General features: G+C 72.7%; 19 protein-coding genes. 7 read left to right on the top strand and 12 right to left on the bottom strand.

What is annotated here, in order from left to right:
• Positions 1–51 precede the first annotated feature (51 nt).
• The gene (locus tag ACFVGS_RS31935) at positions 52–1,311 is read right to left on the bottom strand and encodes a cytochrome P450 (protein ID WP_385695411.1); all 1,260 of its coding nucleotides are present in this window, start codon (positions 1,309–1,311) and stop codon (positions 52–54) included.
• Positions 1,312–1,438: 127 nt separating this feature from the next.
• The gene (locus ACFVGS_RS31930) at positions 1,439–1,996 is read right to left on the bottom strand and encodes an FHA domain-containing protein (RefSeq protein ID WP_384420434.1); all 558 of its coding nucleotides are present in this window, start codon (positions 1,994–1,996) and stop codon (positions 1,439–1,441) included.
• Positions 1,997–2,328: 332 nt separating this feature from the next.
• On the opposite strand from ACFVGS_RS31930, the gene ACFVGS_RS31925 reads away from it, so the two are divergent.
• The 3 genes from ACFVGS_RS31925 (at position 2,329) to ACFVGS_RS31915 (ending at position 7,604) form a co-directional block, all read left to right on the top strand.
• Positions 2,329–3,306 (top strand): GNAT family N-acetyltransferase, encoded by a 978-nt coding sequence (locus ACFVGS_RS31925; RefSeq protein ID WP_385695408.1) that lies wholly within the window; start codon positions 2,329–2,331, stop codon positions 3,304–3,306.
• Positions 3,307–3,517: 211 nt separating this feature from the next.
• Positions 3,518–5,269, top strand: coding sequence for a malto-oligosyltrehalose trehalohydrolase (gene treZ, locus ACFVGS_RS31920; RefSeq protein WP_384420437.1), 1,752 nt, complete (start codon positions 3,518–3,520; stop codon positions 5,267–5,269).
• A 259-nt stretch (positions 5,270–5,528) separates the two neighbouring features.
• The gene (locus tag ACFVGS_RS31915; protein ID WP_384420438.1) at positions 5,529–7,604 is read left to right on the top strand and encodes a restriction endonuclease; all 2,076 of its coding nucleotides are present in this window, start codon (positions 5,529–5,531) and stop codon (positions 7,602–7,604) included.
• Positions 7,605–7,713: 109 nt separating this feature from the next.
• Here the strand turns inward: ACFVGS_RS31915 and ACFVGS_RS31910 are convergent, their stop codons facing one another.
• The 4 genes from ACFVGS_RS31910 to ACFVGS_RS31895 form a co-directional block, all read right to left on the bottom strand.
• Positions 7,714–8,847: a M24 family metallopeptidase gene (locus ACFVGS_RS31910; RefSeq protein WP_385695404.1), complete on the bottom strand. Its 1,134-nt coding sequence runs from the start codon at positions 8,845–8,847 to the stop codon at positions 7,714–7,716.
• Positions 8,848–9,070: 223 nt separating this feature from the next.
• Entirely contained in the window at positions 9,071–10,030 is a 960-nt protein-coding gene (locus tag ACFVGS_RS31905) for a hypothetical protein (RefSeq protein ID WP_384420440.1), read from the bottom strand.
• Positions 10,031–10,083: 53 nt separating this feature from the next.
• Positions 10,084–11,178 (bottom strand): LysR family transcriptional regulator, encoded by a 1,095-nt coding sequence (locus ACFVGS_RS31900; protein WP_385695401.1) that lies wholly within the window; start codon positions 11,176–11,178, stop codon positions 10,084–10,086.
• 18 nt (positions 11,179–11,196) lie between these two features.
• Positions 11,197–11,856 (bottom strand): tetratricopeptide repeat protein, encoded by a 660-nt coding sequence (locus tag ACFVGS_RS31895; RefSeq protein WP_385695398.1) that lies wholly within the window; start codon positions 11,854–11,856, stop codon positions 11,197–11,199.
• A gap of 97 nt (positions 11,857–11,953) precedes the next feature.
• On the opposite strand from ACFVGS_RS31895, the gene ACFVGS_RS31890 reads away from it, so the two are divergent.
• Complete coding sequence (locus ACFVGS_RS31890; protein ID WP_385695395.1) at positions 11,954–12,691, top strand: hypothetical protein; 738 nt, start codon at positions 11,954–11,956, stop codon at positions 12,689–12,691.
• Between the two features lie 102 nt (positions 12,692–12,793).
• On the opposite strand, the gene ACFVGS_RS31885 is transcribed toward ACFVGS_RS31890, so the two are convergent.
• Positions 12,794–13,393 (bottom strand): isochorismatase family protein, encoded by a 600-nt coding sequence (locus ACFVGS_RS31885; protein ID WP_385695392.1) that lies wholly within the window; start codon positions 13,391–13,393, stop codon positions 12,794–12,796.
• Between the two features lie 38 nt (positions 13,394–13,431).
• Positions 13,432–14,067 (bottom strand): nucleoside/nucleotide kinase family protein, encoded by a 636-nt coding sequence (locus ACFVGS_RS31880; RefSeq protein WP_385695390.1) that lies wholly within the window; start codon positions 14,065–14,067, stop codon positions 13,432–13,434.
• 79 nt (positions 14,068–14,146) lie between these two features.
• On the opposite strand from ACFVGS_RS31880, the gene ACFVGS_RS31875 reads away from it, so the two are divergent.
• Positions 14,147–14,593, top strand: a complete 447-nt coding sequence (locus tag ACFVGS_RS31875) for a VOC family protein (RefSeq protein ID WP_385695387.1) — start codon at positions 14,147–14,149, stop codon at positions 14,591–14,593.
• Positions 14,594–14,680: 87 nt separating this feature from the next.
• Positions 14,681–15,034 (top strand): hypothetical protein, encoded by a 354-nt coding sequence (locus tag ACFVGS_RS31870; RefSeq protein WP_384420453.1) that lies wholly within the window; start codon positions 14,681–14,683, stop codon positions 15,032–15,034.
• A 170-nt stretch (positions 15,035–15,204) separates the two neighbouring features.
• On the opposite strand, the gene ACFVGS_RS31865 is transcribed toward ACFVGS_RS31870, so the two are convergent.
• The 3 genes from ACFVGS_RS31865 to ACFVGS_RS31855 all read right to left on the bottom strand — a co-directional run bounded on the left by ACFVGS_RS31865 (position 15,205) and on the right by ACFVGS_RS31855 (position 17,846).
• Positions 15,205–16,596, bottom strand: a complete 1,392-nt coding sequence (locus ACFVGS_RS31865) for a hypothetical protein (RefSeq protein WP_385695385.1) — start codon at positions 16,594–16,596, stop codon at positions 15,205–15,207.
• The gene (locus ACFVGS_RS31860; protein ID WP_385695382.1) at positions 16,593–16,949 is read right to left on the bottom strand and encodes a hypothetical protein; all 357 of its coding nucleotides are present in this window, start codon (positions 16,947–16,949) and stop codon (positions 16,593–16,595) included. The genes ACFVGS_RS31865 and ACFVGS_RS31860 overlap by 4 nt, the downstream gene beginning before the upstream one ends.
• Positions 16,950–17,090: 141 nt before the next feature.
• Complete coding sequence (locus ACFVGS_RS31855) at positions 17,091–17,846, bottom strand: SDR family oxidoreductase (protein ID WP_384420458.1); 756 nt, start codon at positions 17,844–17,846, stop codon at positions 17,091–17,093.
• Between the two features lie 197 nt (positions 17,847–18,043).
• On the opposite strand from ACFVGS_RS31855, the gene ACFVGS_RS31850 reads away from it, so the two are divergent.
• Positions 18,044–18,793 (top strand): class I SAM-dependent methyltransferase, encoded by a 750-nt coding sequence (locus tag ACFVGS_RS31850; RefSeq protein ID WP_385695381.1) that lies wholly within the window; start codon positions 18,044–18,046, stop codon positions 18,791–18,793.
• 84 nt (positions 18,794–18,877) lie between these two features.
• Here ACFVGS_RS31850 and ACFVGS_RS31845 read toward each other — a convergent pair whose 3' ends face one another.
• On the bottom strand, positions 18,878–19,264 hold the full coding sequence (locus ACFVGS_RS31845) for a DoxX family protein (RefSeq protein WP_384420462.1): 387 nt from the start codon (positions 19,262–19,264) through the stop codon (positions 18,878–18,880).
• Between the last annotated feature and the right edge of the window lie 72 nt (positions 19,265–19,336).

Genomic DNA, 19,336 nt, shown 5'->3' with positions numbered 1-19,336 from the left:
CCCATGCACCAGACGCCGCGGCCTGTCCGGCCCTGATCCGAAAGAAACGGCCTAGCCGCCGGGCCGGACGATCAGAGTGCGCGGGGCGCGGGTGATGACGCCCGTGCGCTCCGGCCGGAATCCGCCGGCGAGGCGGAGGCGCGGCATGGCGCGGAAGAGGGCGCGCAGGGCGTATTCGGCCTCCAGGGCGGCGAGCGTGACGGCGGGGCACGGGCCGGGGCCGTAGGCGAGCTGGTGCGGGTCCTCGCGCAGGAGGTCGAAGCGGTCGGGGTCGCGGAACCGGTCCGGGTCACGGCCCGCGGCGCCGACGAGCAGCGCGACCGGGGCACCGGCCGGGAGGACGCCGCCGCTGACGTGGATCTCGCCGCGGGTGCGGCGCATCATGATCTGGACCGGCGGCTCGCGGCGCAGCGACTCGGCCCAGGCACGGGCGACGAGCCCGGACGGCGCGTCGCGCAGGGCCTCGACGAGGTCGGGGTCCACGAGCACGTCGGCGAGGAAGCCGGCCAGCGCCTTCTCTCGTACGGAGATCTGCCCCGTGCACTGCCCGGCCAGTGCGGAGGCGGCCCGGCCGCGCACGAGCCGCATCATGTCCCGGTACGGCACGCCCACGGCGGCGGCGACGGTGCCGGCGGGCAGCCAGTGGCAGAAGTCGGCGACCAGGTCGGCGAGCGGCCGTTCGGCGATCCGGCGGGCGAGGACGAACGCGGTGCGCTCGGCGACGGCCCGCAGTTCGGCCTCGTCGACGTCGGTGTGGGTCTCGGCGCACGGCGGGTCGCCGGGCCGGTGGCCGTGGGTGAAGCGCGCGTCGGCGAGAGCGCTCGCCACGTCCGCGTACCGGCTGAGCACCCAGGCCCGTAGCAGCGGGTCGTGGGTGAGCGGGAACTCCTCGCGCAGGACCCGGTAGGTGCGGTACGGGTCCCAGGTCGCGCCGGGCTCCAGCGGACTGGGAGCGACCCGGCGCGCCGGACGCTCGTCGGCGGCGGTGGCGGCCACGGAGCCGGCGGGCGCCATCGCGGGCAACGCGCTCCACTGGCCACGCCGGGGCGCCCGCGCGGGGGCCACGTAGGCCGGCTCGTACCTCGTCGGCTCCTGGCCCTTCGGACCGCGACTCGTCGGCTCGTGGCTCTTCGGCCCGCGGCTCGTCGTCTCGTCGGTCATCGGACCGCGACTCGTCGGCTCGTGGCTCATCGGACCGTGGGTCGTCGTCTCGTGGTTCATCGGCGCGTGGCTCGTCGGCCCGTGGCTCATCGGCGCGTCGCCGTCCGGCCGGCCGCTCCTCGGCTCGCTGTCCTGCGGCTCGTCGCTCATCTGGCCCCCTCGTCGGTCGGCGGCGCGCATCACCTCAGCCCACCACCTGGAGGACCGGGTCGCAGCACGTACACCGCCGAACGGGTGATTCGGACGCAGATGAGGATCAGCGGCGCGGGCCCGCCGCTCAGTTCAGCGACAGCCGGAACGACATCTGGCCGAAGCCCACCGCGTCCCCGGCGCGGACCACCACCGCGCCCGTGACGCGGCGGCCGTTGACCGTGGTGCCGTTCGTGGAGCCGAGGTCGCGCAGGATCCACGTGCCGTCCTGCGAGGAGAGTTCGGCGTGCAGACGGGAGACCGTCTCGTGGCTGAGCCGCAGCCCGTTCACCGGGTCCCGGCCGATCCGCAGCGGATACGGCCCCGGGTGCGGCAGCAGCAGCTTCGGCAGCCGCTCGGCCTGCCAGGCCCGGCCGATCCTGGCCGTGAACGCCGACATCTTCTCGACCGCGCCCACCACCCGCCTGGTCCAGGTCGACTCGGTCGCGAGATCGGCGGTGAGCAGGGCGAGTTCGTCGGAGCGGCGGGCCACCAGCGCCCGCTCCATGCGGAAGAGGAACGTGTCGTGCGACAGACGTCCCTGCGCCGCGCCCTCGCGGAGCACCGCGAGCGCGCGCTCCCGCTCGGCGTCGGTGAGCCGAGGGGTGTCCGGCGGTCCGGCCGGCAGCTCGTAAGGGGTCGTCACATACGTGATTGTCCGCCGCGAGGCCCCGGAGTGTCCAGAAGGGTCCGGCGCCCCCACGGACCGCCCCCCGCCTCGCCCATGCCTCGCGCCCGCGCGCACCGCCACCGCCTCGCCCCACGCCCCGTGCCCGGGTCGCCCCGCCTCGCCACCACCCGGCGCCCTCCTCGCCTCCGCCTCGCCCCGCCTCGGCCCACTCCCCGCCCCACGCGACGCGGACCGGAGGCGGGGCGCCGCCCGACGACTCGGGGCGCCGCACGACAACTCGGGTGCCCCGGGCCCCGATCGTTGCTACGGTCGGCCGCCGAATCGACCACCCTTGGGGGACCCCGTACATGACGCATGACCCTGCGACGCTCGTCGTCCGGCCGCTCGCCGGACCGCAGGAGCTCGACCTCTTCGACCGCCTCGACTACGTGCTCGACCACGAGCTCGCCGACGACCTCGCCGCCGGCCGCCGCCGCCCCGAGTGGATGTGGGTCGCCCTGCGCGGTGACCGGCTCGTCGGCCGGATCGGCTGGTGGACCGGTCGGCCCGGCACCGGGCCGCAGGCCCTGGACTTTTTCGACCTGGCTCCTGACCTGACGCCCGAGGACGCCGCGACGACCGGGCTGCGCCTGCTGCGCACGGCGAGCGCCGCCGTCCTCCAGGGCGGGGCGCGGCCCGAGTACGGGCGGTTCATGCCGGCCGACTGGCGCGAGGTGCCGGAGACGCGGGCGTATCTGGAGACGCTGTTCGGCGTCCTCGAGGCGAGCGGCGCCCGCCCGCTCGTGGAGCGGCTGCGCCTGGAGTGGCGGCGGGGCACGCCCGTACCCGAGGCGACGGGCCGCCTGGCCTTCCGGCCGGTCCGGGACCGCGAGGACCTGCTGGCGCTGATGGCCCCGGTGATGGAGGGCACCCTCGACGCGCACGGGCAGGCGGACCTCGCCTCGGGGCTCTCGCCGCGCGAGGCGGCCGCGCTGCACTACGACGAGGAGCTCGCGCACTACACCACGCCGCGCGAGTGGTGGCGGATCGCCGAGCTGCCGGGGACCGGTGAGCCGGTCGGCTTCGTCGTCCCCGCGCGCAACAACTACCACCCGATCATCGCGTACGTCGGCGTGCTGCCCGCCCACCGCGGCCGCGGCCTCATCGACGAGCTCCTCGCCGAGGGCACCCGGGTGCTCGCCGCCCAGGACGACGTGGAGCGGATCCGGGCGGCCACCGACGTGGGCAACGTGCCGATGGCGAAGTCCTTCGCCCGGGCGGGGTACGTGAACTTCGAGCGCTCGATCAACTTCGTGTGGGACGCGCCGGGCACGGCGGGCGACTGACTGCCAGGATGGGTCCCGTAGCTGTACGTCCGAAACCGTACGTTCGTGGCCGTACGTCCGTGACCGTGCGTTCGTGGCGTGCGTTCGTGACCGTGCGTTCGGGGCTGTACGTCCGCCCGTACACCCGTCCGTACGCCCGAGCGTGCGCCCGACCGCGCGAACGGCCGTACGCGCCCGACCGTACGTCCTTCGTCGACGAGGGGACCGTCGCGTGCTGTTCGAGGTGTGGGCGCCCAGCGCCCGTGGCCGGGTGACGCTGGAGCTGAACGGCGTCCGGCATCCGCTGGAGCGGGACGCCGAGCGGCCCGACTGGTGGACCGGGGTCGTCCCGGCCGCCGACGGCGACCGCTACGGCTTCGCCCTCGACGACGGCCCCCTTCTGCCCGACCCCCGGGCCCGGCGTCTTCCGGACGGCCCGGACGGGCTCGCGGCGGTCGTCGACCACGACACGTACGTCTGGCGGCACGACACGCCGAAGCTGCGGATGCGCAGTGGCGTCCTGTACGAGCTGCACGTCGGCACCTTCACGCCGGAGGGCACCCTCGACGCGGCGGCCGAGCGGCTCGGGGAGCTGGCCGGCCTCGGCATCACCCATGTGGAGCTGATGCCGCTGTGCCCGTTCCCCGGCGTGAACGGCTGGGGTTACGACGGGGTCGCGCCGTGGGCCGTGCACGAGCCGTACGGCGGGCCGGAGGCGCTCAAGCGTTTCGTGGACACCGCGCACGGGCTCGGCCTCGGCGTGGTCCTGGACGTGGTGCACAACCACCTGGGCCCGTCCGGTAACCATCTGCCCTCCTTCGGACCGTACTTCACCGACACCCACCACACGCCGTGGGGCGCGGCGGTGAACCTGGACGCGCCGGGCTCGGACGAGGTCAGGGCGTACTTCCTGGGCAGCGCGCTCGCGTGGCTGAGGGACTACCGGATCGACGGCCTGCGGCTCGACGCGGTGCACGCGCTCGCCGACACCCGGGCGCTGACGTTCCTGGAGGAGTTGTCGGCGGCGGTGGACGAGCTGGCCAAGGAGCAGGGCCGGCAGCACTTCCTGATCGCCGAGTCGGACCTGGCCGACCCGCGCATGACCACACCGCGCACGGTCGGCGGGATCGGCATCCACGCGCAGTGGAACGACGACTTCCACCACGCCCTGCACACGGCGCTGACCGGCGAGTCGCAGGGCTATTACGCGGACTTCGCGCGCGCCCCGATGGCCGCGCTCGCCAAGACGCTGACCCGGGTCTTCTTCCACGACGGCACGTACTCGTCCTTCCGCGGCCGGCACCACGGCCGCCCGGTCGACCGGGAGCGCACGCCGGCGCACCGCTTCCTCGGCTACGCGCAGACCCACGACCAGATCGGCAACCGCGCGACGGGCGACCGCCTTTCGGCCTCCTGCTCCCCCGGCCTCCTGGCCTGCGCGGCGGCCCTGGTCCTGACCGGCCCGTCGGTGCCGATGCTGTTCATGGGCGAGGAGTGGGGCGCGACGACGCCGTGGATGTACTTCACGGACCACACCGATCCGGAGCTCGCGGAGGCGGTACGGCGCGGCCGGCGCCGCGAGTTCGCGGCGCACGGCTGGGCGGAGGAGGACGTGCCCGACCCACAGGAGCAGGCCACCCGCGACCGCTCGGTCCTGGACCGCGCCGAACGCGAACGCGAACCCCACAAGCGCCTGCTCGCCTGGCACCGAGAACTGATCGCCCTCCGCCGCACCCTCCCGGACCTCACCGACCCGGACCTGGCCGGCGTGAAGGTCGCGTACGACGAGGAGGCCCGCTGGCTGGTGTTCCGCCGCGGCGACATCAGGGTCGCGGTGAACCTGGGCAACCAACCGGCGGACATCGCCCTGGGCTCCAACGGCCGCGACCGCGTCCTCGCGTCCTGGGACCCCACGAAACCCCCGGGCCGAGACGGCCTGCTGACCTTGCCGGCGGAGTCGGCGGTCATCCTGACGGACGGCTGAACACGGCTCGGGCCGAGCACTGCCCGTGCGCTGAGCGCTGCTCTTACAAAGCAGACGTCGACGGTCCGAAACCGCCCGCGCCCACCAGAGCGAAGGCCCCCAGTCCAGCTGTCCGCACAACGACACCGTCCTGGGGAACCGTCTGTGGCAAGTGGCTGGGCGGGGTGACGGATGCCCACTAGAGTCGTCTCGCTACTGCTGGTTTTGTGGCCAGAACTCCTGGTGACGCTGGGGTTCTGGGGGGAGGGGCCTGTAACGCATGAGTCGTCGCTCTAATGGATTGGTCGGCATTTGGGCTGAGGCTCAGCGCCAACAGCAACGTCAGTTTGAGGCACAGGCCAGACAGCAGCGGGAATTCGAGCGGCAGCAGCGCGCCTATCAGCGGGACCTGGCACGCAGTCATCGCGAACAGCAAGCAGCCTATAGGCAGCAGCGAGATGCCGATGCCAGGCGGCGGACCGAGGAGCTGGAAGCGCGAGTCGAGTCGCTGCAAGGTTTGTTGGCCGCTGGATGTCGGGCACCAGCGTTCAAGGCTGCCGCACTTACCCGTCGCGAGGAGATCGAGCCGTTCTCCCCAGGACAACTCGCCCACCCGGTGCGGATGCCAGATCCGAATCAGTACCAGGCCCAGAGCGGTTGGACGGCCAACCGACGAGCTCAGGCCCAGGCGGAAGCGCGGGCCCGGTTCGAGCGCGACTGGCAGGCCGCACAGGCTGCGGAGACACAGCGTCAACAACAGCTGGCGGCCTATCAGCAGCAATACAACCAGTGGGCCGAGTCCCAGATGGCGGAAATCCGTCGGCACAACGACGGAATCGCCGAGATGACAGCGGCACTTCGCAATGGTGATGCAGACGCCGCCGTGGAGTACTTCTCGGCTGCTCTCTACTCGTCTGCTGCCTGGCCGGAAGGCATGCCTCGACAGCTTTCCGCTGCATACGACTCGGCCGCGCGTCAGCTCGTACTGAACTGGGAGCTGCCCAAATTCGACGTCGTTCCCGAAGCGAAATCGGTCCGCTACATGCCATCTGCGGACCAGGACAAGGAGACTGCTCGTCCCGCCGCCCAGCGTCGAGCGCTCTATCGGGACGTGCTCGCGCAGTGCATGCTCCTTGTCCTGCACGACCTCTTCGCAGCCGATGAGTTCGGCGCTCTGGAATCGGTTGCCCTCAACGGCTTCGTGGACGACCACGACCCGGCGACGGGCAGGCAAGCACAGCTTTTCCTGGCCACGGTCATGGCTTCGCGTGCGACGTTCACAGGTCTCCACCTGGAGCAGGTGAATGCTCACGATTGCCTAGTGGACGGTCTCCGAGGCCAGCTGTCCACCCGCCCCGATCAGCGAGCAACCGTGCGACCCGGCCGAGTGCCTGAGGAGGTCGGCAACGGCGTCGTCACACACGGCGGAGACGAAGAGCCGGATCTGTACGAAATGGATCCGATTGCTTTCGAGTCGTTGGTCGCCGACCTGTTCCGCGCCATGGGTATGCAGGCTGTCACGACTCAGCGGTCAAACGACGGCGGTGTCGACGTCGACGCTCTGGACCCGACTCCGATCCGGGGTGGAAAGATCGTCGTGCAAGTGAAGCGCTACCGAAGCACCGTGCCACCCACAGCGGTGCGCGACCTGTACGGCACGGTTCAGGACGCCGGTGCAAACAAGGGCGTGCTGGTCACCACTTCCGGATTCGGCCCCGGCTCGCAGACCTTCGCCAACGGCAAGCCCCTGGAGCTGGTGTCCGGCAGCGAATTGGTCGACCTGCTCCATCGACACGGGCTGCGTGGGCGACTCGGCAGCGGGGGACGCTCCGTTCCTGCCCAGCGAACCGAGCCGACTCCTGCGGCCGAGTCAGACCACAACATCCTGGGAATGTCCTGGTCGGGAAGCGTCGCATTGGACGTGTGCGCGCTCGTCTGCCGTGGCAACCGGGTTCTGGACGATGACCATTTCGTCTTCTACAACAACCCCCAGACACCGGACGGCACTGTCCGCGCGTGCTCTGCTGTCACGCCGGACAAGGCTGCGATCCAGGTGTCCTTCGATGCGCTGCCCGAGAGATCCGATCGACTCGTCCTCGTAGCTGCGATCGACCCCGCTGTGAACCCCGACGCGGACCTGTCCGGGTTCACCGAGGCCTGCATCCGACTGTTGGGCCCGTCGGGGACCGAGCTCGGCAGACTAGAGGTGTCCGACGGCCGCCCCCACGAGACGGCCTTGGTGCTCGGGTCCTTCCGACGCCGCTCGAGCGGAGACTGGGAATTCGTCATCGGAGGCAAGGGGTACAGAGGCGGTCTCGAGGAGCTGATCCGGGAGTACGGCATCGACGTGGCCTGACAGCGGCTCGCCCTCGTGGCCGATGGGCCAAAGGCTGCCACGCAGGGGGCGTCTCGACGACACGGCTTGTGGCGCCGGCAGAGATGCGACTGAGTGCGAGAACGGTCACTCACTCCACGATCGCCATCTCGCGTGGGGTGTTGTTGAAGCGGTGGCCCATGCCGGCTTCTGTCAGGGTGACGATGTCCTCGATGCGGACGCCGAAGCGGCCCGGGAGGTAGACGCCCGGTTCGATGGAGAAGCACATGCCGGGGACGATGGGGCGGGTCTCGCCCTCGATCATGTACGGGGGTTCGTGGGTGGTGACGCCGATGCCGTGGCCGGTGCGGTGGATGAAGTACTCGCCGTAGCCCGCGTCCGTGATGACCTTGCGGGCCGCACGGTCCACGTCCTGGCAGGCGGCCCCGGTGCGTACGGCCTCGAAGCCGGCCTGCTGGGCCTCGCGGACGAGGTCGTGGACGCGGCGCTCCTCGTCCGTCGGCTCGCCGACGTGGACGGTGCGGGTGGTGTCGGAGCCGTAACCGTGCTTGAGGCCGCCGAAGTCGAGGACGACCATGTCGCCGTGCTCGATGGTGCGGTCACCGGCCTCGTGGTGCGGGTTGGCGCCGTTGGGGCCGGAGCCGACGACGGTGAAGTCGACCTGGGAGTGGCCGAAGTCCAGCAGCAGCGCGGCCAGGTCGGCGGCCACCTCGGTCTCCTTGCGGCCGGCGAAGCGGACCTTCAGGATCTCGCCGTACGCCTGGTCGGCGGCGGCTCCCGCGGCGGCGATCCGGGCCAGTTCGTGCTCGTCCTTGACGGCCCGCAACATCGGCAGCGCCTCGGTGAGCGAGACGTACGAGGTGCCGGGCAGGGTCTGCTGGAGGCCGAGCAGGTGCATGGCCCAGGCGTTGTCGCTGACGCCGAAGCGGCCGTCCACGTCGAGCAGCGGGGCGGTGACGGCGTACGGGTCCTTGCCGTCGGTCCAGTCGCGCAGGGTGAGCGCCGCGGCGCCCGCGGCCTTCTCCGCGTCCGGCGCCTCCAGGGTGGGGACGACGAGGACCGGGTCCTGGCCGGGGGCGATCACGAGCACGGTGAGCCGTTCGGTGATCGCGGTGGGCTGGTAGCCGGTGAGGTAGACCAGATCGGGGCCGGGCGCGACCAGGACGCCGGCGAGCCCGGCCTCCGCGGCGGCGTCGGCCGCGCGGGCCATCCGGGCACGGTAGTCCTCGGCGGTGAAGGCGACGGGCGTGGCGCTCTGGGACATGGTGGTCTTCTCCTCCTCCTCGACGTACAGCATCCTGCCGGGCGCGGGTACCGGCCGCGACCTGCCGGGGGCCCGCAGTTGCCGGGCGGGGGTCCGTGACCTGGCGGGAGGGGTGCATGACCTGGCGGGCCGGGTCGCGACCTGGCCGGGCCGGGTCGCGACCTCGCCGGCGCGGGTAGGGCCGACCGCTCGGCCCTTGTCGGGCTGCGGTTCCCGCCCTGTCTCAGCCCTGGTCCGGGTTCCGGACGATGAGGCGTTCGAGCAGGGCCTGGAACTCGTCGCCGACGACGATCCGCAGCTGGCCGTCCTCCTCGGCGTGCTCGCTGAGCTGGGTGAGCGTGCCGGCCCGCCACCAGAAGACGTACGGGCTGATGGCGCCCGGCGTGTCCTCGTAGCCGGAGGCGGCGAACGACGCCATCGCGCCGAGCGCGGGCACGATCGTGGTGTCCCGGATGGCGTGGAAGGCCAGCTGGTGCCGGAACGGCATGGCCACGAGGGCGCCGTCCTCGGTGAGCGGTCGTCCGGTCACACGGCGGACGACGGCGTCCAGGTCGAGGACCCGGCTCGCCGTGTAGAACGAGTCGCCGAGGATGACCTCGAAGCGCATGCCGTCGGCGTCCTTGACGGTCTCGTGGCCCTCGACGGGCAGCCCGCGCAGGTTGTCGATGGCCCGCTCCCGCAGTCGTACGGGGTCCCCGAGCCGTTCCAGCGCCTCGTCAGTGAGCGTCATGACGCTTTCCGGCAGATCGAGGGCGAGGACCTCGTAGAGGCCGGGCGCGACGGTCCGCGCGTAGCCGAACGTGCCGGGGTCGATGCCCTCTCCGCTGACGACCCGCGGGTAGAGCTGGGCGCGGATCTGTTCGGGCGGCAGGGTGTCCAGGGCGGAGGGCCCCTCCAGGGCGCGGACCACGAGCCGCACGTGACGGTCGATCAGCCGCGGCCAGATGCGGGTGCCGCGCGGGTCCTGATGGCAGACGGCGGCGAGGTTGCCGAGTCCGAAGCGGCGGCCGGCGTCGTCGGTCACGGAGTCGGCGTAGACGGTGACCTCGAGGCCGAGCTCGGCGAAGGCCTCGCGGACCTGCCTGCGGAAGAGCGCGGCCTCGCGCTCGGAGAAGTACGTGAACTCGGGGTCCCGCGGCGCGTCCTCGTGGTCGCGCCTGGGCCCTCGCCGGAACCACCCCACGTCGTCCCGCCTTTCGTCGCCGTTCCCGCCGTTTCGGTCCCTGGGTGGCCAGATTAGCGACCGGCCGCCGTACGGGTGCCGAGTCGCCGGGCCAACTCGGCTGCGGGCCCGGCCGGTTCGCGCCCACCGTGCAGCAGCTCGGTGCGGTGGACCAGACGCGGCGCGGCGAGCGGGACGAAGGCGGCGCCGGGGACCCCGAGGCCCGCGGCGGAGGCCGGCAGCAGGGCGAGGCCGTGGCCCGCGGCGGCCAGCGCGGTGAGGGTACGGGCGTCGGTGCCCTCGTAGCGCAGTGCCGTGCGGAAGCCGCGCCCGGCGGGGCCGCCGTGGGCCGCGCGCAACCGGTCGAGCGGGAAGCCGGCGTCGGGTGCGTCGAGCCAGCGGGCGTCGACGAGGTCGGCCAGGTCGAGGCCGGGGAGGCCGGGGAGGGCGGGGAGGGCGTCCGGGAGGCCGGGGACGCCCGGGTCGCCGGAGCTGCTGGAGGTGGTGGAGGTGCTGGAGCGCACTGAGGTGCCCGAGATGCTGTCCGAGCTGCTAGCCGAGCTGCTTCCGTAGCTGCCCGAGCCGCTCTCCGAGCTACCCGCGCGGCCTGCGCCGCCCGGGGCGCCGGCGCCCCCGCGGCCCGCGAGCGGATGGTCCGCGGGCAGGACCACCACCAGCTGCTCCTCCGCGACCGGGCGGGCCGTGAGCGGGGCGACGTCGGGGAGTCGCAGCGGGTCGCTCGGCGCGGTGAGGCCGTCGACCAGGCCCAGGTCGGCGGCGCCGGTGGCGACGGCGGCCGGCACTTCGTCGCGCGGCAGCGTGCGCACGGTGACGCCCGTGGCGGGCAGGGCGGCGAGGATCCACGGGTGGAGCGCGAGCGGCGCTGCGGCGAGGGTGAGCGTCTCGCGCGGCGGCGCGGCGAAGCGGGCGAGGTCGGCGCGGGCCGCGTCGAGCCGCAGCAGCAGCGAACCGGCGTGTTCGAGCAGCCGCTCGCCGGCCGGGGTGGGCGCGACGGGCCGGCGGCTGAGCAGCGGCATGCCGAGGTCGGCCTCGAGCGCGGCGACGTGCTGGGAGACGGCCGACTGGGTGTAGCCGAGTTCCCGGGCCGCCGCGGAGAAGGAGGCCAGCCGGGCCACGGAGACGTACGTACGGAGCAGGTGCGGGTCCACCGGTGGAGTCAGACCTCCTCAGGAGCCCTGTCGGGTCTTCAGCAGGTCCTTGGCATAGAAGGCGAGGGACCGGTTGTAGCGGGGCAGCAGCGGGGCGAGGGCGCCGAGCGCGAGGGAGGCGGCTTCGCGGTCGCGGCCGGTGTCGGCGAGGGCGAGGGCGAGGAAGGCGTCGACGGCGGAGGTCAGGGCGGTCTCGTCGGCGTCGAGCCGGTCGGCGGGGATCGCCCGCTCCTCGGTGAGGAGTTCGACGCTGACATCGGGCCGGCCCAGGTTGCGCAGGCTGCTGGCGAGCTGGATGACGGCGCGGCGGCGGCGCAGTCCGGTGAGGCCGCCGTCGAGGGCGCGGCGGTAGAGGCGTACGGCCTGCTCGGGCTCTCCGGTGGAGTCGTGGGCGGCGCCCTGCTCGAAGAGGGCGACGGGGTCGTCGGCGGGGCGTTCGGCGGCGAGCTCCGCGATCCGGGCGCGGAAGCCGGCGGGGTCGCTCTCGTAGGAGTCGAGCTCGGCCCAGGCGGCGGCGAGCCGCAGTTCCCAGTCGCTGGCGGTGCCGGTGCCGGTGGTGCCGGCACTGCTGCCGGTGCCGGCGCTGCTGTCGGTGCCGGTGGTGCCGGCGCCGCTGCCGCCGCCAGCGTGACCGCTCGTCTCGCTGCTGCTATCGCTGCTGCTATGGCTGCTGCTCATGGCGGCACCCTACTCCCGTAACCCATAAGCATTCGCGATGGATAGTCCATGAATCATCGTTGGACGTGAACGGCCGGGGCTGCCCAGGATGGTCGGCATGAACACGCACATCCCCCGGATCGCCCTCGTCGGCGACCGTTCCCCGCACGTGAAGTCCCATGTCCGTATCCCGATGCTGCTCGACGCCCTGGCTGAGCGGGACGGACTCGTCCTCGACGCGTACTGGATCCCCAGCGGCAACGCCGAGGCGCCGGACGCGGTCAAGGGCTTCGACGCCGTGTGGCTGCTGCCGGGCAGCCCGTACGCGAGCGAGGCGGGCGCGCTGGCCGCGATCCGTACGGCGCGCGAGGACGGGATCCCGTTCCTCGGGACCTGCGCGGGCTTCCAGCACGCGCTGCTCGAGTTCGCGCGGGACGTCTGCGGCCTGGAGCGGGCGGCGCACGCCGAGAACGACCCGGAGGCCGACGAGGCCGACCTGCTGCTCGCGCCGCTCGCCTGCTCGCTGGTGGGCCACGAGGGCGGGGTACGGGTGACCCCGGGCTCCCTCGCGGAGTCGGTCCTGGGCGCCGAGCTGACGACCGAGCGCTACCACTGCAACTACGGCCCCGACAGCCGCCATCTGGACACGCTGGAGGCGCACGGCCTGCGGTTCACGGGCGTGGACGAGGACGGCCAGGTACGGATCGCGGAACTGCCGGGCCACCCCTTCTTCCTGGCCACCCTCTTCCAGCCGGAACTCGCGGGCGACGGCACGCGCCCGCACCCGATCGTCCGGGCCCTGGCGCGGGCGGCGGTCACACGGGCGGACGTCACGCGGACGGCGGGTGCCGCGTAGACGGCGGAGGCCGGCTGACGGCGGCGGACGCCGCTGGACGGCGGGTGCCGTGGGGGACGGCGGCGGACGCCATGCGGCATGACGCCGCGTAGGCCCCGGCGGTCACGAAGAAGCGGCAGGCCTCATACGGACACCGGACGCCGGACGCCGCGCAGGCGGCGGCCCGAAGTCCACGTCGGCGCCCGGCAGTACGCGGATGCTGCGGCCGGGGAAGTCCAGGTTGCGGAAGATCTCGTTGTGATGGGCGACGGACGCGTCGGGCTCGGCGTAGGGGCCGCCGCCCGCCTCCCGTACGGACGTGGTGTGACCGTCGGCGACGAGGACGAGGTCGTAGCGGCGGCTGAGGGCCTGGCGGGCGGTGGTGTCGACGCAGATCTCGGTGGCGAAGCCGGTGACGAGGAGTTCGGTGGTGCCGAGGGCGGTGAGAGCGCCGTCGAGGCCGGTGTCGAGGAAGCTGTCGGCGCTGGTCTTCGCGATGACCGACTCGCCCTCGGCAGGGGCGAGTTCGGGGACGACGCGCCAGCCGTCGGTGCCGGGTTCGAGGCCGTTGCCGTGGTGCTGGACGGTGATGACGGGAACGCCGGCGGCGCGGGCGCGGGCCTGGAGCCCGGCGATGACGGCGACGGTCTCGCGGGCCCGGTGGGCGAAGGCGGCGAGGGCGTTCTGCATGTCGATGACGAGGAGCGCCGGCGCGTGCTTCATGGCGCACACGCTAGCCGTCCCGCTTCCGGCGGGGCGTGTCAGTCCATCCGTACGACGAGATGGGCGCGGTCCCGGCCGAGTGCCACGAGACGGGCGTTGGCCTCGTCGGACTCGGCGACCCAGCGTTCGGCGTGGGCCTGCTCCTTGCCGAAGCGGACGTGCCGCGCGACGAGCCGGGGCACGCGGCGCCGGTCGTCGAGGTCCACGTACCAGGCCTCGTCGAGGAGCGGGCGGACGGCGGCCCACGGGCCCTCGTCGTGGAGCAGGTAGTTGCCCTCGGTGATCACGAGCGGGACCTCGGGCGGTACGGGTATCGCGCCGGCGACCGGCTCCTCGAGGGCGCGGTCGAAGGCGGGCGCGTAGACGGTGACGCCGGGTTCGGCGGCGCGCAGCCGCGCGAGCAGGGCGGTGTAGCCGGCGGCGTCGAAGGTGTCGGGCGCGCCTTTCCGCCCGGCGCGCCCGAGTCGTTCCAGCTCGGCCTGCGCCAGGTGGAAGCCGTCCATGGGGACGAGCGTGGCGAGCCCGTCGAGCCGCGCGACGAGCCGCGCGGCCAACGTCGACTTCCCGGCCCCGGGCGGCCCGGCGATCCCGAGCACGCGCCGCCGCCCGTCCGCCACGAGCCCCCGCGCCCGCCCGACGAGCCGCTCCACTTCCCGCGCGTCCATGCGAGGCATTCTCCCACCGGACCGCCGAGCCGGGCAGGCCGCTCGACATCCGTTGGCGCCGCACCGTCATACGTATTACGTTGATCCCATGTCCGCCACTCCCCCGCCTCCGCCGCAGCCCGGGCCGCAGCCCACCCGGCCCGCGCTTCCCGCACTCGCGCTCGTCACCCTCGTCGTGCGTGACTACGACGAGGCCGTCGACTTCTACACCCGCGCCCTCGGCTTCGAGCTCGTCGAGGACACCGACCGGGGCGACGGCAGTCGCTGGGTGGTCGTGCGGCCGCGGGGCGGGGCGGGCGGCACCGGGTTGCTGCTCGCTCGCGCCAAGGGGGAGGCGCAGGTGGCGGCTGTCGGGGCGCAGACCGGCGGGCGGGTCGGGTTCTTCCTGCACACCGACGACTTCGCGCGCGACCACGCCCGGATGACCGCCGCCGGCGTGCGCTTCCTGGAGGAGCCGCGCCACGAGCCGTACGGCTCGGTCGCCGTCTTCGAGGACCTGTACGGCAACCGCTGGGACCTGCTCCAGCCCGCCTGAAAACCCGTGGCCCCGCACCCGGGGCCGCCGATACGGTCACGGCTCCGACTTCCGGACTCCGTCTTCACGGCAAGAGAGAGCGAAGCCATGACCAGCCGCCGCGCGACCACCACCCTCTGGCGACCCACCGGTCCCGAGGAACTGGAGCTCGTGCGCGCGGCGGAGTGGCGGGCGTGGCCGCCGCGGCTGCCGGAGCAGCCGATCTTCTATCCGGTCCTCGACGAGGACTACGCGATCCGGATCGCCCGCGACTGGAACGTGAAGCACAGCGGCGTCGGCTACGTGACCCGCTTCGAGGTCGACGCCGCCTTCCTGGCCCGCTATCCGGTCCGGCAGGCCGGCGGCCGGACGATCCTGGAGCTGTGGGTGCCTGCAGAGGAGCTGGACGAGTTCAACTCCCACATCGTCGGCACCATCGACGTCGTCCACGAGTTCCGCTAGGCGGACGTCGTGCAGCGGCTCCGGCCCCCCGCACCCGGCCCAGCACCCGGTCCCCGCACCTGCACCCGTACCCGGCCCCCGATCCCGGTCCCAGCACCCGGCCCCCGCACCCGGCCCCCGCACCCGGTCAGGCCCCCCAATCCCGGCACCGGGGCCAAGACGGAGACGGATCACGGTCCGTTCAGTGCCTGCCTCGCCTCGTCCAGAGTTCTCGCGAACCGTCCTCCGTACGCCTGCGCCTCCTCGCTCCGCCAGTTCGGACCGCCGTTGTAGCGGGCAGCCAGTTCCCGGTACTGCTCGGGCGTCATCTGCTCGGGCGGTACCAGCGCGAACTCACTCTCCGCCTTCAGCTGCGCCAGATACTCGGCCGCGATGTAGATGTTGGTGCCCGGGTTCTGGGTGGCGCGCTCGATCTCCGCGCGCTGGGTCTCCGTCAGATTCTGCGGGTCGTAGCCGAGGACTTCCGCCGAGCGCCGGATCTGGATGGCGATCGGACCCATCGACGTGGCGTCCGCCTCGCCGCCCATCCCGAGCTTCTCCGCCGCCCACCGGACCCAGGGGGTGAAGCGCTCCTGGTTCTGGCGGTAGGTGTCGGCGATGTCGTCCACGATCTTCGGATCGCCCTCGACCTCCTGCCAGGCGATGCCGGCCAGCACGTCCGGCGGGATGCCGGTGGAGGCGGCGGCGTCCAGCAGGTAGCCGCGGTTGGCCTCGATCCAGTCGCGTCGCCTGTCGTCGGAGGCGGACGGCCACCACTTGTTCTGGTCCTTGGCCGACGGCAGCCCCAGCCCGTCGATCCGGGCCCGGATCTCCGCCAGCTTCGGGGACACCTTGTCGGTGCCCGGGAGCGAGGAGATGTCTTCCGCCTTCGGCCCGGTGCCCGCCAGCTGGACACGAGGGTCCAGCCGGGCCTGCGCGGCCTCGGCGGCGAAGGAGGGCATCCCTGCGAGCAGGGTCGCCGGGTCGGGAACCGCGCCCCGGTAGACGGGAACGGACGTCCGCGCCTGCCACAGGTCGGCGACGCAGAACGTCCGCGCCTCCCGCTCGATCCGCTCGGCGTCGCCGTACGCCTGCCGGGTCTGCGCGTAGTAGCTCTCCGCCTCGTCCCGGATGGAGTCCACGTCGGCGGTGGCCTCGGCGATCGTGTCGAAGATGCCGGTCCGTTTCCGCAGGTCCTCCCACTGCCGCAGCGGCTCCGCCCGGCGCGCCCGGTCGGTACCGGCCTCGGCGACCCGGGCCATCGTCCCCGACAGCAGCCCCTCGGTGTGCCGCCCGTCCTCGTAGCGGCGCTTCGCCGAGGCCACGGCATCGGCGTACGTCACCAGCGCCTGCCAGGCGGTCTTGTACGCGCCCAGGAGCGACGTGAGCAGGTCGTGGGCCTCGCCGAGGCGTTTCCCGTACCGCTCCGCCGCCTGGCTGTCCCAGGAGCTGCCGGACGCTTCGAGCATGCCGCCGTCCACGGAGGCGATCAGCAGGTGCATGCGGCGGAACTCCTCCCCGTTCTGCTCGATCAGGGCCGGGTTGCACAGCTCCAGGAACTCCACGTCCTCCCGGTACGTCATGGTGTCGGCCTCCACCTGTCAGGGGCGGGAACGTACGTGCCGATGTCCAGAAGCGCGTCCAGCGCGGCCCTGGTCTGGAGGTCGACCTCGACGTACGCGCCTTTGGCGACGCGGAGTTTGGTGGAGAGGGCGGCGATCAGCGAGATCGCCCTGAGGAACTGGTCCCGGCTGTCGCGCGCGAAGAACTCCACGGCGTGCCCGACCTCGTAGTGGGCCCTCGGCTTGCGGGCCAGGACCGAGAGCTCTCCGTCGGGCCTGCCCTCGTGGAGCAGGACGGCGATCTCGAACAGCAGGTGCGCACTTCTGTCGAGCGAAGCGGGCTGAACTCCGTATCCCTCACCGTCGATTGTCATGTCTCCCCCAAGCAGACAGTCCTCCGAGCATAGGGCCGCGAGGCCGTCCGCATCAGAGGGCGAACGGGGGCGAACGGGGCGGCCTGGCCCGGTCCGACCGGCGCCCGGCGTCCAGGGCGCGGCCACGAGGGGGTCAGGGGGTCAGGGAGCCGAACGCGCCGTCAGGAAGTCCTCGAACGAGGTGCGGCCCACCGCCCGTTCCGGTGCCAGGTGGCCGCCCTCGCGGAAGCGCGCGAAGGTCCTGCCCGGGAGACGTACGGGCAGGAGGGTGCGGCGGCGGCCGGTCGCGGTCAGGTAGGTGCGGGCCAGGTCGGTGAAGGTGCGGATCTCGGGGCCGCCCATGTCCGGGACCCGGCCCGCGGGTTCGGCGGCGGCCAGTTCGCAGAGGCGGTCGGCGACCTCCGCCACGTCGATCGGCTGGTCGGAGACCCCGGAGGGGACCGGCATCAGCGGGACCTTCGCCAGGGTCTCCAGGATCTGGACGACCAGGTCGTGGAACTGGGTGGTACGCAGGATCGTCCAGCCGAGGCCCGACTCCTCGACGATCCGCTCGACGGCGAGCTTCGCCCGGTAGTACGGGAGCGGCACCCGGTCGACGCCGACGATCGAGATGTACACCAGGTGCCGCACCCCGGCCCGGCGGGCCGCGTCGACGAGCACGCGCGCCGCCTTCTCGTCCCCTCCGCTCGGCGTGGACGCGCAGTGCAGGACCGTGTCCACGCCGTCCATCGCCGTGTCGAGGACCCGCCCGCCCTTTCGCAGGTCGACCGCGTACGGCTGGGTGCGCCTGCTCAGCACCCGCACCTGGTGCCCGTCCCCGCGCAGCCGCTCGGTGACGAGCCGGCCGAGGGTGCCGGTGCCGCCGGTCACCAGGATCGTGCTCGTGGTCGTGGTCATCGTGGATCGCCCCTTTCCTTCTCTCGCGGCGTCGGGCCGCCGAGAAGGGACGGACGCGAGGGCCCGGACTGTGACATCGCCACGGGCGACCTCCGGATCTTCGTGTCTTCTGCCAGTACGGGCGGTCGCCGCGGCACGTAGAGACTGCCGACACGAGTCGGACACGACCCGACGACCGAACACGGGGAGGCGGCACCATGAGCGTGCAGCAGTACGACGAGATCGGTGAGGCGTTCGAGGGCTTCAAGTCCCTGCCACTGACACAGTACGGGGAGGTGCCGAGCTTCCTCGCGATGGTCGGGGACGTGCGCGGCAAGTCCGTGCTGGACCTGGCGTCCGGCACCGGCTTCTACAGCCGGGAGTTCAGGCGGCGCGGCGCCACGGAGGTGTTCGGCGTCGACATCTCCGGTGAAATGGTGGCCGCGGCACGGGCGTTCGAGGAGAGCGAGCCGCTGGGCATCACCTACGAGGTGGGCGACGTCGCCGAACTGCCCACCCTCGACCGGGCCTTCGACATCGCCCTCGCCGTCCAGTGTCTCAACTACGCGCCGGACGTCGCCGCCATGGAGCGGATGTGCCGCAACGTGTACAAGAACCTGAGGCCCGGCGGCGAGTTCTTCGTCTTCGCCCAGTCGCCCGACTTCCGTTTCGACGGGCCGCCGCTGGACAAGTACGGCTTCCGCTGCGAGCCGACCGGCGAGGCGATCGAGACCGGTCCGCGCGTGCGGATCACGGCGCTCCTCGACCCGCCGATCTCGTTCGTCGGCGCGGCGCCGCGCCGCGAGGTGTACGAGCAGAGCCTGCGCGCGGCCGGGTTCACCGACCTGACCTGGGTCCCGCTGACGATCTCCGAGGCCGGCGTGCGCGCGTACGGCGAGGAGTTCTGGGCGGACTTCCACGGCAACCCGCCGCTGGAGATGCTCCGCTGCCGCCGCGCCACCGCCTGACGGACTGCCTACGGCCCGGGCCGTGCGGGGCCCCCGGCGACGAGCCCCGCACCACCCCACACCGCCCCCGCCCGCGGTCCGGTCTCACGCTACGAAGGACTCCGGTCCGAAGCGGCCCCACGCCACGAAGAGCAGCAGCACCAGGTACACCACGTCCACCACCACCAGCCGGTACTCACGCCGCCGCAGACGTACGACCGCCGCTCCCACCATCACCAGGGCCAGCCCGGTCGCCGCCACCGGTACGAGGCCCGGGGCGATGTCGAGGACGGCGGGGAGGATCAGGCCCAGCGCGCCCAGTACCTCCAGGACGCCGATGCCCTTGATGCTCGCCGCGGCGAAATCCTCGACCCACGCCGCGGAAGGCCCCTGGGCGGCTATCTTCTCCTTCGTCATGATCAGCTTCAGACCGCCGCCGAAGAAGAAGGCGGTGGCAAGCAGTCCGGTCACGATCCACAGTGCGATGTTCATGGGAGTCCACTCTCTTCCGGAGCCGTTGTCGCCCTTACAGACAGAGCAGCCCCGCGCGTTGTGACAGATCGA

The organism is Streptomyces sp. NPDC127114, assembly GCF_042677525.1.
Lineage (GTDB): Bacteria > Actinomycetota > Actinomycetes > Streptomycetales > Streptomycetaceae > Streptomyces.
Note: the sequence above shows the minus strand (reverse complement) of the source record. Positions and strands in the feature narration are given on the sequence as shown.